Here is a 12,974-nt window from a genome sequence, read left to right on the forward strand (position 1 = left end):
TTATTCTTCCTCTTGAACCGCGATCTCCCGCATGACTTGGGTCAGCGTTTCGGCTACAGCCTCTTCCAGATCTGCAAGGCCCCCCAAGTAAGAGATAATGCTTTTGTTGATTTGCCCAGAGCTATCCAGCAGACCGTCAACGCCATCCAACTCCGGTTCGATATCTGGCAAATGATTGATGATTTCAGACATGCGTACAGCGACTTGGCGTTTGGCATCCAGCACACGTGCGATCTGCTGGTGAGAGTGTGCAATATGTGTGATGATTTCATCGATTTTGCTCTGCATGGTCCTCCTCCTTACCGTCACGGCCTGCTTCACCCATAGAAAAACCCGGCCTATCAGCATTTGCCTGTTACAGCATATGCCGGGCCGGGATCGTCAGTTACTACAGCTTGCGCCTATATCGTCAGATGACATAACTCCAGTCAGAAGAATAGCGACTGAGGAATTGGCGTGTACGATCCTGCTTGGGACGCACAAACACCTCTTCCGGGGTTCCTTCCTCCACAACGGAACCTCCATCCATGAAAACAACCCGATTTGCCACCTCACGGGCAAACCCCATTTCATGGGTGACTACAATCATGGTAATCCCCTCTTGAGCAATGGAGCGGATGACAGACAATACTTCACCCACCAGCTCGGGGTCCAGCGCCGAGGTCGGTTCATCAAACAAAATCACTTCAGGATTCAGTGCCAGTGCTCTGGCGATGCCTACCCGTTGCTGTTGTCCACCTGACAACATACTTGGATACTCATTGATTTTGGCAGACAGTCCGACTTGTTCAAGCACACGCAAGGCACGCGTGCGGGCATCGGCTTTGGACATTTTCTGGGCAATAATTAATCCCTCCGTGACGTTATCCAGCACCGTCTTGTGTTTGAACAGATTATAATGCTGGAATACCATCGCCGTTTTACGTCTCAACTGCACAATGTCATGTTTGCGTGCATGCTTGCAATCTACGGTTAATCCGCTGATCTGAACCTCGCCCTCATCGGCACGTTCCAGAAAATTGACGCAGCGCAGCAGCGTTGTTTTACCTGATCCGCTCGGTCCAAGAATCGCTACGACATCGCCCTGTTCCACGGTCAGATCAATGCCCTTCAATACTTCCTGCTTGCCAAAAGTTTTGTGTATGTTTGTTAGTGTAATCATGACACGCCTCCTTTGCTGTACACGGCAACCCGACGCTCAAGTAAAGCGGTAATCCGCTCGGCAATGATGGTCAGCCCCCAATAGATGAATGCTGCGGCGATAAAGGCCTCCAAAAACTTCAGACTGACGGATGCCACCACATCCGCTTTACCGAGTATATCCATCTGAGACACGGTAAAAGCGAGTGTTGATCCATGCAGGAATCCAACAAACATACTGCACAGGTTAGGCAATACAGCCCCGATCGCTTGAGGGATGATAATACGCCTTAAAGCCTGGAATGTGCTCATGCCTACAGCGTGAGCCGCCTCCATCTGGCCGATATCCACAGCAAGAATGCCTGAACGGATAATCTCGGACATATAGGCGCCCGCAGTGAGTGAGAAAGCAATCAGTACAAATACGAGAATTGGAATCGACGAGGATTGGAAAGCCCAACCGTAACGTTCCGCCAGCTTATCGATAATCATCGGAATGCCGTAATAGATGAGAAATAGATGCATCAGCATCGGTGTTCCACGCAGGAATGAAACGTAGAAGTCAGCAATGCGATGAATCCACCGCACACGATAAATACGGATCAGAGCCGTAGCCAGACCAATCCCGAAGCCTGCAATCAACGGCACAATCGTAATGACGAGTGTCAGTGGCAATGCCTTCAGAATTTGAAAAAAAGATGTATAGATAAACTCGAGATCAATCGACATATGCTCACCCCGCTATTCGTTTCAGGCGTTTGGCTCGAATTGCCGGTTTGTGTACGACCCTCTTGCGTTCATGACGCTGGAGTCTGCGTTCTGCAACGGCAAATCCTTTTTCAAGCACAATGACAATGACATAATAGACCACGGACAAACTGATATACACCTCAAGTGCGTGGGACGTGGCGGAGATTAACGTCTGCCCTCTGCCCACCATGTCCATGACACCGATGGAGAAGGCCAGAGACGTATCCTTCAATGAACCGACTAATGTATTAGCCATGTTGGGAAAAGCAACAATCAGTGCCTGCGGAACAACAATCCGCCGAAAAGACTGGAATGTCGTCATGCCCGCAGCATAGGCTGCTTCCGTCTGACCTTTATCCACACTGCGCACCGCTCCGCGAAAGATCTCGGCAAAGGATGCCGCATCACTAAGCGCATAGGTCACAATGACAAATAACAACGGGTCGGTTCTCGACAGGTCGATGCCAATGGGTTTGAGCAACTCGGGAAGTCCGTAATACACCAGGAACAATTTGATCAGGATCGGTGTGCCCCGCATGAATGAGACGTACAGGGTAGCCAGCTGGCTTAGTACCGGAATCCGATACAGCCGGGGAACGGCCAGAAGTACGCCGCCCACCAGTCCGAGCACGATGGAACCACCCAGTACAATCAGTGTTATATGCAAATATCGTAGCAGTTCCGGGATAAAATCCAGAACCAATGACAGATCAAATGATTTTCCCATTACCGCTGCACACCTTTCTCAGACTACTCTTCAACCGTATAGTCAGCTCCAAGCCACTCTGTGCTCAGTTTGCCTAACGTTCCATCTTCTTTGATCGCTTTGAGCGCTTCGTCTACTTTGGTTTTGAGCTCCTGCTCATCTTTGTTCAGAATGAAGTACACTTTGGAGTTGGAGAGGGCATCTCCTACCGTTTTCAACTGAGCATCAACCGCTTTATTCTGATAATCAATGGCAAACTGAGTGCTGATGGTGGCATCCACCCGGCCTGTTTTGATCTGAGTAATGGTATCCTCACCTGCTCCGGAATAGACGATATCAATCCCGTTGCCGTTCGCTGCATTCCATTTCTCAGCAAGTACAGCCGCATTACTCGTAGCACCAACAATCAGTTTTTTACCCTTCAGATCCTCAATCGATTTTACTTCCTCATTTTTCTGACTTACGACAATTTTATTTGGAAAAATATTATAGGCTTCATCATTAAACAGGAACTTGGCCTGTCTCTCATCATTCACTTCCATCTGGTGCGCGATCAGGTCAATTTTTTTCGTTTCCAGACTCAGCAGCAGGTTTTTGAAATCCATCGTGCTGAATTCGAATTCATACTCAGGCAAACGTTTGTCGATCTCCCGGATCAGTTCCACATCATATCCGGTTAACTTGCCATTCTCATCAATGAAGCAGACATTCGGGAACTGTGTACCTGTTCCTACAATGATTTTTTTCACTTTGGTGTCGCCTGCTGCCGAAGCAGATTCTGAATCATTGCTTGCAGTTCCTGTACTGCATCCAGCCAGTACCGCCAGCATTGTAATGAACAGCAGTGCTGTCCGGAATTGTTGAATCCCCCGTTTTTTAATCATTCCCAATCTCCTCCACAGGCTGTTATCACAGCAAATATGATGTGTACTCCCATTCCTCTAACCTATTAACAAACCATTCTTACTTGTATAGTCGGAATTAGGTTGAACAAAGAATATCATTACAAGTCATCTTTGGGCAATAACTAAACTAATAGGACATCCTGATATGGTTATAGGACTTCTCTATAGGACAAAAAAAGCCATCCCCCATATCGATTGGCGGATGGCTTCTTCTTGTATGACTTTCACTGAATATACCATTTTGGCGGTGTATCACTTGGTGTTTACACTACTCATCTATCTGCGGCTCGCCCATTTAATTTTACGTGCAACTTCCACTCGCTGTAATTGTAAGAGACTGATCCGTTCCTCAAACTTCTTGCGTTCATCCATGGAATGAGCGGCATGAATCTGGTGGCACAGACCTGTCAGTTTGCTGTTGATATAATCAAACCGTGTCCATAATTCCTCTTCAGGTGTGCGCTGCTGCTCCGTCGCCGTCTGAAATATTTTGAGTTGGCGGATAAGGGACTGCTGCCATTCCTGATCCTGAATTTGGATGGCAAAATGCAAAAGATCCAGATAGTCATCGATTTGCAACGAAACGCCGCAATCAGATTTAGTGTTCATCGTCGTCTCTCCTTATTTCAGTACTTGGCTGGAATCAATTACTTCTATCTTACAGGAACAAGCCCACTGAAAGCGAGTACTGAATGATTAATTTTTTTTATTTTTTATGTTAAAAAAGCTTTACATTTCTATTAGATCCAATTGGGTAAATCTTTGATATTGATACATATGAAATCTATAATAAAAACCCGCATTAAGGAAGACGTTTTTTCCTTAAAACGGGTTTTACTTCATCATATATATTGCGGATACATTTAAATTTCAGTCGTTTTTTCCATCGCGCTGCTGTCTGGTCATCAATAACATGATAAACGAGATGATGATAATGGAAACAGTCCATGCCCAGGCCATGGTTTGATTGCCTGAATCTACAGCGACATAGATGGCGGTGGGTACCGTTTGTGTTTTGCCCGGAATATTGCCCGCAATCATCAGTGTGGCTCCGAATTCCCCGAGTGCCCGGGCAAAGCCCAGGATGAAGGCGGTCATCAGTGCTCTGCCTGCGAGCGGTAAGGAAATGTAACGAAAGACCTGCCACTCATTCGCCCCAATCGATCGACCCGCATCCTCCAGATCACGATCCACACCACTGAATCCCGATTTCATCGTCTGATACACGAGTGGAAAAGCAACCACCACCGCAGCAATCACCGCAGCCCACCAGGTGAAAATAACCGGTGCGGAGAATATGGCTTCAATCCATTGTCCAAACAGACTTTTACGCCCCAGTATGACAAGTAACAGAAATCCAACCACCGTCGGAGGAAGGACTAACGGCAGCATAAATGCCGTTTCCAGCAGAATCTTTCCCCGAAATGAAGAACGTGACATCTTCCAGGCTATCGTGATTCCGAGCACAGTGGCCACCACGCTGGATAACAGCGCAACCTGAAGTGATAAGCGCACCGGTGACCAGAATACGGACCAGTCTATGGCGTTCACATTCATTCCGGAATTGTGAATCCGTATTTCTCGAAGATATCCAGTACTTCAGGGGTTTGTAAATACGCATAGAATTGTTCGGCCTCAGTACGGTGTTTGGTTCCTTCAATAATGCCTATTGGATAATTGGCTGGTGTGTAGCTGTTCTTGTCCACCTCAAACGCAATTTTCACCTGATCCGAAGTAAGAGCATCTGTTTTATATACAAATCCTGCATCTGCATTACCCGTCTCTACATATTGAAGAACCTGTCTAACGTCTTTGCCCTGCACAAGTTTGCTTTCCAGTTCATCCCACAGCTTGGCATTGGTCAGAGCTTCCTTGGCATAGGTTCCCGCAGGCACACTTTCCGGAATCCCAATCGCTACCGTCTTGATGGAGTCGCTGGTGAGATCCGTTTCGTTGGTTACGTTATGGGTCCCATCTGCTGGCACAATCGCCACCAGTGAATTCTGTAGCAAATTCTTCTGATCACCCGATGCAATCAGGTTCTCATCCACCAGCGCATTCATATTTTTGGTTGCCGCCGATACAAAGATATCCGCCGGGGCACCCTGTTCAATCTGCTGTTGCAAGGCACCTGATGCACCAAAGTTGAAATTAAGTTCTATATAAGGATTAGCTAGCTCATAATTGGTTTCAATCTCTTTCATCGCATCGGTCAGACTTGCAGCCGCAGAGATCGTCAGATCTACCGTTTCCTGAGGATCACTTTTCCCCGCTGATGAACTTTCACCTGATGCCGCTGGCGTTGAAGTCGTTTGTTCTGCACCCGTGGATGTATCCGTAGTGCTCGTGCTTGCACCACAACCAGCCAATACAAGAGCCAGTCCCAGTGACATACTTCCCAACATATATCCGATTCTCTTTCTCATTCATTTCTCCCCCAACGTTATCTTTAGATATAACTAGTTATAATTGATTATATTTAATTATACACAAGACGAATCAAATGGGAAGGTGATTTCAATCCCACTTGATTTTTGTTACCTGTCCTATGCGTTTCTTCCGTGTTCTCAGGTTTATGGCATCCCTCAATTAATGGTATAGTACAAGAAACATTCATAACAAAACCATAGTTGCTCTATACCTTTGAAGGAGGATCTTCACTTATGACGGAGGAGCAATCCTACACAACCGAAGAAATATCCAAGCTGCTCAAAATATCGAAACTGACGGTCTATGACCTGATCAAAAAGGGAGACCTCGTCGCATACCGTGTGGGTAAACAAATGCGAATTGATGCAACCGATCTGGAGGCATATAAACGTCGCTCCAAGCAACTTCAGTCCTCAGGTCACCGTATCCCGACTCCGCATCAGACCTCGGCATCAGGGACTCAGCCAGGTCATGGTGATATTCAGGGAACTTCCTTACAATCGACTACACCCATTGGGTCTGCGCATGCGATTACTCCAGCGAATTCTTCCCATACAATGACATCTGCACCACGGCATCTGGTCATAACAGGTCAGGATGTCAGTCTGGATATTCTAATGCGCCATATGGAAAAACAAACCCGGGACATCCGTCCGCTCCGCTCGTTCATGGGCAGTCTGGATGGGCTTATCTCAATGTATCGCGGCGAGTCCGACTTGGTCAGCACCCATCTGCTCGATGGAGATACGGGTGAATATAATCTGCCGTATATTCGCAAAATTCTGACGGGACGGTCCTATGTTGTGGTGAACCTGCTGTCACGTCCTGCCGGACTATATGTACAGCGGGGCAACCCGCAGAACTTGCAGAATTGGACCGATCTGAATAAAGCTGAACTGAGACTAGCTAATCGGGAGATAGGTTCTGGCGCGCGAGTATTGCTGGATGAGCAACTTCGACTGCATGGAATTCCTGCCGCAGGTCTGATCGGATATCAAGTCGAAGAAACCAGTCACATGGGCGTGGCCGCCAAAGTCAGTTCAGGAGAAGCTGATGTCGGAGTTGGCATTGAGAAAGCTGCGCGACTTGTGGGACAGGTTGATTTTATCCCGCTCATTCAGGAACGTTATGATCTGGTCATGCTTAGGAAGCAAGGTAATGAAGTCTGGACAGAATCGGTAGTGCGAATTCTCCAATCGCCGGAGTTCAGGCAGGAACTGCAATCATTCGAGGGATATGACGTATCCCTGACAGGTGAAATTTTGTACGAAGCATAGTTATACGAAATATAGCCAAAAACACCCATGCTTAATGAATGTTACGCATCACAATCACATCATGCATATACAAAACGCCTTGCAATGGCTGCAAGGCGTTTTTGGTGTTTCTTTCTATATATAACGCATGATATGGATGAATGGATTTTTTAATGTGGCAAATCAATCTCAAAAATGAACACACCATACGGGGGCATGTTGTTTTCATTCTGAAGTGTTATACCCGATAGTAACTCTTTTGCTTGCTTCTTAAGCTTGATGGGTACTTGTTGATCTGAATAGTTGAGTAAAAATACATAAGCTTTATCCTTACCGGAACGGATACCAAGTTCAACTTCCGACGGTACCTCTATCAGGTCATTCACAGGTGAAGATAGCCCTATTTCATCCAGGAGAGCATCTACGACCGGCTCGTTGTAAGCTGCCCCATAATACCATACCTGCCCCTGACCTACCGCACGTTTAGTCAAAGCAGGGCTACCTGCATAATATTCGGATGTATACTCAGCCATGACCTGCACGTCAGGATGCTCCACATGAAGAACTTCGTTATATCCGACCGTTGGCGTTCCCTCATGAAGCCGCTCACTCGCCCCATTCCATTGCAACTCGGCTGCAGAAACGGTTCCTTTGATTAGGGTGAAATCCTCCACGGTTACACCACAAAGCTCAGCGACAGCACCTGGGAATGGTCTCATGTAACAATGCCCCTTGAGATCCTTATATCCGGTGCGAGCACCGAAAAACAGAGTGCCTCCTTGACTGACATAGGCTTGCAAAAGTTCTGCTGTCTCGTCTGTCATGATGGCTGGGTGAGCATAAATGATCACTTTATAATCGGATAACTCTTCCAGTGTTGTCGTTGATTGCAGTGTAACCATGTCCGTCGGAATATGACGATACTGGAGCTGCTTATACCAGGAGCGTACGCTCTGTTGCTGAAGCGGACCGTGCCACTCGTCCAACTCTCCGTCCCAGATGTTATCGTAGTCCTGTAGGATCGCAACATCGGCTTGATATGTAGTGCCCGCAATAACGCGCCCTATTCTGGCAAACTCTTCACCCACTTGTGCAACCTCGCGTACCCTTCTGTTGGGTTGATTATGGTAATCATTGATGCCGTGCCAGTACATCTCGGTGCCAAATGTTGCCGTCCGCCAGCGGAAGTAGACGAGCAGGTCTGTTCCATGAAGAACAGATTGATATGACCATAATCGGATCTGTCCCGGTCTTGGCGTACCCATGCCTATACTGTCAACCCAGCCTCCTGGCCCAGACTGTTGTTCCATGACGCAGAAGTTCGGTGACATGTTGCGTACGTTCGACAGTTTCATGCTCCAGGCCCGATCTTGTAATGAGTTATCGTCTGTCCCTGGGAAGATCGTGGCAAACTGCGGATACGAATCATAAGAGAAGAAATCCAACAGGTCTTCTGTCATTTCATGATTATCCAAGTGTCCAAACGTACCGTTTGTTGTGATCCAATGTTTCGGATCCAGTTCCCGAATAATGTCCACCTGAAGCTTGGCAAAAGAAATCGTATTGGCTGAAATGAATCTCTTTTCATCTAATGCCAAATGAGGATTGGGCGATGGACCGACCATATTTCGGGTAAGGTGAACTTGCTCCCAATCCGTATAGGTCTGACTCCAAAAAACGGTTCCCCAAGCCTGGTTCAGATTTTCCAACGTTTCATAACGATTCTTTAACCATTCACGGAAAGCGACATGATCTGCCTCAGCATAGAAAACATCCATATGACAATTGAATTCGTTATCGATCTGCCAGCCAATGAGAACCGGATGATCTTTATAGGCAATCACCATATTACGCACGATTTTTTCACATTGCTGTCTGTAGATTGGGCTGCTGTAGTTGGTATGGCGTCGCATCCCGTGTTGATACAATACCCCGTCCTTATTCGCGTTTAATACTTCAGGATATTTGGATGTTAACCATGCTGGTGGAGTTGCAGTAGGTGTTCCCAAAATAACGCTCAAGCCATATTGATGCGCCAGATCCAGTGCCTTCTGAAAAAAACTAAAATCGAACTGGTCTTCTTCCGGTTCAAAGATGGACCATGCAAATTCAGCCATCCGAATAACCGTAATATTCATCTCTCGCATTCTGCGGAAATCGTCCTCCCACAACGCTTCCGACCAGTGCTCAGGGTAATAACAGACCCCCATTTTCAATTCATCCATTTGGATTGATTTTGCCAACTTAATTGCCCCCTTAACCTGCCATATTGCCTCCATTCTATTGGAACCTTCACATATAATAAATGACAAGATTATGCGACTTATAATAAAATATTGTCATTGTATAAGATTCAAATAACAGTGGGCTGAATCTATTTCAGTTCACTGCATAAAAATATTGCGTTCAAATGGAGGATGCGCGTGAAAGAACATATCTTTCTCCCCAAGCCGATTTTCCCCAGACATGTATGTTTTCCCGATTTTATTGGAGGGTACAGTGACTTTCCGAAGCATCATGTGCATCGAGAATATGGCACCACAGAAATCAACTTGGATCAATGCTACAATTTGCACCTTGTACTTGAAGGTAAAGGATTTCTGGACACGGGAACCGCTTGTTATGAGCTAACGCATGGGCAAGGATTCCTCTATGGTCCCGGCCTCAGACAAACGTACTACTCAGATTCGGATGATGCTTGGAGCATTCGTTGGATTCATTTTTACGGCGTTCGTCTCGAAGAACTGTTAAATGGAAAAGGTGTTGACGAGCCATGGCTGTTTCAATGTTCCAACTTCCCGGTGGTTACCGCGCTAATGGATCGATTACTGGAGCTCGGAAGAGGCTATCAGATGGAGGACGAGCACAGTGTGGCAGCTACACTCTATGAACTTCTGACCCGATTGCAATCCGCAGCGAGCCAAATTAATGTTTCGTTAAATCACACTTCAGAGCGAATTCGAGAAGCAGGGAATTATATTCGTTCCCATAGTAACGAGCACATCACACTTGACCACGCTGCCGGAATTGCCGGATACAGTACAACATACTTTAGCCGAAAGTTCAGTCAGACGTTTGGAATCTCCTTCCCTGAATTCCTGATGGAATCCAGGTTATTACATGCGAAACAGCTGCTCGCGACAACCAACCTTTCCATTAAACAAATTACGCTGGAAACAGGGTTCTCTCAGTCAAGCTACTTCATCCGATGTTTTAAAACTCAGGAAAACATAACACCTATGCAATTCCGAATGATGCACAATCATTCGTTATAGGCACAAGTTACTTCATCATGCTGACGCAAAAGAAGACTCTGCATACAACATGCAGAGTCTTCTTTGCTCATTTTTCATAAATGCTCATCCGTGTCTTCTTCATCGTGCTCTGGATGGTTGATTCTTTATTCGTATTTCTCTCACTCACGCCAGAACAGCCCGGCCTCATCCCGTTCAACCTGCTCGAGTACATTCTCAAAATCGGAACAAGGTGTAATAACATCTACTGGATTCCAGCTGCTCTGTTCATCTCTGGCATACACTTTCCACTGATTTTCTTCCCAGTAAAATCGGGTAATATGCATCTTGTCCCATTGATACCGTTCCTCGGCAGGTCTTTCTTCGGTCAGGATCAATTCATTGTCATTCATCTCATACGTCAACTTCACCATCGTACGTAATGGCGCAGGTACCTTCTCGTGAATATAACCGTCCATTACGTACTGAATTCTTCGTAACGTAAACAAGTCCAGCATGAAGATGCACATCCTTTCAGCAAAATACCACCTCTGTTCTAAGCACCGCATACAGCTCCCAGCACACACACCCTGCCTTCATGCAAAGGTGGTCAGCTATATCCCTTGATCCGTTTACCAGCTGGATTTTGTTACACCAGGAATCTGTCCTTGATGGGCCAATTCACGGAACTTGATCCGAGATACCTTGAACTTGCGTAGATAACCCCGCGGGCGACCTGTCACTTCACAACGGTTCTTTAGTCTGGTCGGAGATGCATTACGCGGCAATTTCTGCAAGGCTTCATAATCCCCTTTTTTCTTCAATTCTCGGCGCAGGTCCGCATATTTTGCCACGATGGCCTGACGTTGCTTCTCACGTACCACTTTTGATTTTTTAGCCACGCATTACAGCTCCTTTATCCATTGAATTTATGTATATGACAGAACAACCTTCCAATCGCTGTTATCCCCAGATTTTTTTGATTGCTTTTATAAAGGGAAAATCCGGGGATAGCGTATGCTTCCGATGTAGCTTTCTTGCAGAAAGCTTGTAGGCGAACGCTTCGCTTTTTCAGGTTTTTTCTGTCCTCTCCGTTTTGTGTAAATGTTTATTTCAATTTATATAGATGTGCTTATATCGCGCTACTCCCAATGCAGAACCATCATCTTCCGAGTTATACAGCTTCCACGGGCCATGGCAGTGGATTATCAAAATGACCCCAATCGGCCAGCATTTCTTCATCACTGAGCAGGCACTGGTCCAGCTCATCTTCAATACTGGCACGTTCCATGTCGATTCCAATCATGACAAGCTCCGTCTGACGATCTCCCCACTGGGCATCCCATTTTTCCAGAACATCAGGCTCATTACGCAAAATCTCTTCTTTGTCCGCTTCCGGCAAGGCCGCGACCCAATGTCCCGCAGGACCGAATTGAATGGATGGTCCCGCCTGACTCAGGCTTGCAGCAACATCCCCTTTGGCTGCGAGCCATACCAACCCTTTCGCACGTACCACTTCTTCCGGCCAGTAACTCATGAATTCTGCCAGACGGGAAGGATGGAATGGCTTTCTACGGCGATACACAAAGGAACCAATGCCATATTCCTCGGTTTCCGGTGTATGCGATTCCTTTTCTAATTCCTGAATCCATCCGGCAGACATGCTCACTTTCTCAAAATCAAAGCGGCCTGTATTCAGAATCTCAGACGGATTCACCTGTCCACTCTCTGTCCGAATGATCTTGGCGTTAGGCTGTAACTTGCGAATAATGCCTTCGAGCTTGCTCAGCTCGGCGTCATCGACCAGATCACATTTGTTCAGCAGTAGCACATCACAGGTCTCAATCTGATCAATCAACAGGTCTACGACGTCACGTGTGTCCTCATCTCCTGTAGCCTGGTTACGATCCAGAAGACTCTGTCCTGATCCAAAATCATGCCAGAATCGATTCGCATCCACCACCGTTACCAGACAATCTAATCGGGCCAGGCTAGTCAGATCAATACCAGACTCCTCATCGGCGTATGTAAAGGTCTGTGCAACTGGAACAGGTTCACTGATGCCAGTAGATTCGATCAAAATATAATCATACTTGCCTTCGTTCACCAGCTTCTCAATCTCCTGCATCAGATCATCCCTCAAGGTGCAGCAGATACAACCGTTGGACAACTCCACCAGTTTCTCTTCCGTTCGAGACAAGGTGGCCTCCCCCTTGACCAACGCTGCATCAATGTTGACTTCACTCATGTCGTTGACGATCACGGCAACCTTAAGCCCTTGTCTATTGTTCAACACGTGATTCAAAACGGTTGTTTTCCCTGAACCGAGGTAACCACTCAGTACGGTTACCGGAACTTGCTTTTGTATCATAGAAATCTACTCCTTATATGTTCAGTCTGCGTAATCCAGTATTTAATAGTAATTATTACGATTAACAACAATGAATATAATCCTGTTAGACGGTCGTTGTCAAACTATTTTTACAAACTAGTCCAGAAAATTGATAAGAAAAACATCTATCGACGTACTTTCACAGAAGGTAGACCGCGTTTA

14 protein-coding genes are annotated in these 12,974 nt (G+C 46.4%); 2 read left to right on the top strand and 12 right to left on the bottom strand.

Annotation, left to right across the window (positions count from 1 at the left end; all coding sequences use genetic code 11):
* The 8 genes from QVE09_RS17350 to modA form a co-directional block, all read right to left on the bottom strand.
* The gene (locus QVE09_RS17350) at positions 1 to 288 is read right to left on the bottom strand and encodes a hypothetical protein (RefSeq protein WP_017692509.1); all 288 of its coding nucleotides are present in this window, start codon (positions 286 to 288) and stop codon (positions 1 to 3) included.
* Between the two features lie 121 nt (positions 289 to 409).
* Positions 410 to 1,162: an amino acid ABC transporter ATP-binding protein gene (locus QVE09_RS17355; RefSeq protein ID WP_315937785.1), complete on the bottom strand. Its 753-nt coding sequence runs from the start codon at positions 1,160 to 1,162 to the stop codon at positions 410 to 412.
* The gene (locus QVE09_RS17360) at positions 1,159 to 1,869 is read right to left on the bottom strand and encodes an amino acid ABC transporter permease (protein WP_315937786.1); all 711 of its coding nucleotides are present in this window, start codon (positions 1,867 to 1,869) and stop codon (positions 1,159 to 1,161) included. Before QVE09_RS17360 ends, QVE09_RS17355 begins: the two co-directional genes overlap by 4 nt.
* A 4-nt stretch (positions 1,870 to 1,873) precedes the next feature.
* Complete coding sequence (locus tag QVE09_RS17365; protein ID WP_315937787.1) at positions 1,874 to 2,617, bottom strand: amino acid ABC transporter permease; 744 nt, start codon at positions 2,615 to 2,617, stop codon at positions 1,874 to 1,876.
* 23 nt (positions 2,618 to 2,640) lie between these two features.
* Positions 2,641 to 3,480 carry a transporter substrate-binding domain-containing protein gene (locus QVE09_RS17370; protein ID WP_315937788.1) on the bottom strand — a complete coding sequence of 280 codons (840 nt, stop codon included), beginning with the start codon at positions 3,478 to 3,480 and terminating at the stop codon, positions 2,641 to 2,643.
* 297 nt (positions 3,481 to 3,777) lie between these two features.
* On the bottom strand, positions 3,778 to 4,110 hold the full coding sequence (locus QVE09_RS17375) for a hypothetical protein (RefSeq protein ID WP_315937789.1): 333 nt from the start codon (positions 4,108 to 4,110) through the stop codon (positions 3,778 to 3,780).
* 261 nt (positions 4,111 to 4,371) lie between these two features.
* Positions 4,372 to 5,058: a molybdate ABC transporter permease subunit gene (gene modB / locus QVE09_RS17380; RefSeq protein ID WP_315937790.1), complete on the bottom strand. Its 687-nt coding sequence runs from the start codon at positions 5,056 to 5,058 to the stop codon at positions 4,372 to 4,374.
* Positions 5,055 to 5,927, bottom strand: a complete 873-nt coding sequence (gene modA / locus QVE09_RS17385; protein ID WP_315937791.1) for a molybdate ABC transporter substrate-binding protein — start codon at positions 5,925 to 5,927, stop codon at positions 5,055 to 5,057. The genes modB and modA overlap by 4 nt, the downstream gene beginning before the upstream one ends.
* Positions 5,928 to 6,164: 237 nt before the next feature.
* Between modA and QVE09_RS17390 the strand changes: the two genes are divergently transcribed.
* A complete protein-coding gene (locus tag QVE09_RS17390) occupies positions 6,165 to 7,208 on the top strand; it encodes a helix-turn-helix transcriptional regulator (RefSeq protein ID WP_315937792.1) in 1,044 nt (347 codons plus the stop codon).
* Positions 7,209 to 7,357: 149 nt separating this feature from the next.
* On the opposite strand, the gene QVE09_RS17395 is transcribed toward QVE09_RS17390, so the two are convergent.
* The gene (locus QVE09_RS17395) at positions 7,358 to 9,430 is read right to left on the bottom strand and encodes a beta-galactosidase (protein WP_315937793.1); all 2,073 of its coding nucleotides are present in this window, start codon (positions 9,428 to 9,430) and stop codon (positions 7,358 to 7,360) included.
* A 174-nt stretch (positions 9,431 to 9,604) separates the two neighbouring features.
* Between QVE09_RS17395 and QVE09_RS17400 the strand changes: the two genes are divergently transcribed.
* Positions 9,605 to 10,462, top strand: coding sequence for a helix-turn-helix transcriptional regulator (locus QVE09_RS17400; protein WP_315937794.1), 858 nt, complete (start codon positions 9,605 to 9,607; stop codon positions 10,460 to 10,462).
* A 140-nt stretch (positions 10,463 to 10,602) separates the two neighbouring features.
* On the opposite strand, the gene QVE09_RS17405 is transcribed toward QVE09_RS17400, so the two are convergent.
* The 3 genes from QVE09_RS17405 to QVE09_RS17415 all read right to left on the bottom strand — a co-directional run bounded on the left by QVE09_RS17405 (position 10,603) and on the right by QVE09_RS17415 (position 12,791).
* A complete protein-coding gene (locus tag QVE09_RS17405) occupies positions 10,603 to 10,938 on the bottom strand; it encodes a DUF3024 domain-containing protein (protein ID WP_315937795.1) in 336 nt (111 codons plus the stop codon).
* Positions 10,939 to 11,052: 114 nt separating this feature from the next.
* Entirely contained in the window at positions 11,053 to 11,322 is a 270-nt protein-coding gene (gene rpsN / locus QVE09_RS17410) for a 30S ribosomal protein S14 (protein ID WP_315937796.1), read from the bottom strand.
* Positions 11,323 to 11,594: 272 nt separating this feature from the next.
* A complete protein-coding gene (locus QVE09_RS17415) occupies positions 11,595 to 12,791 on the bottom strand; it encodes a GTP-binding protein (protein WP_315937797.1) in 1,197 nt (398 codons plus the stop codon).
* Positions 12,792 to 12,974: the final 183 nt, after the last annotated feature.

Source organism: Paenibacillus sp. ClWae2A, assembly GCF_032452295.1.
Taxonomy (GTDB): Bacteria; Bacillota; Bacilli; order Paenibacillales; family Paenibacillaceae; genus Paenibacillus.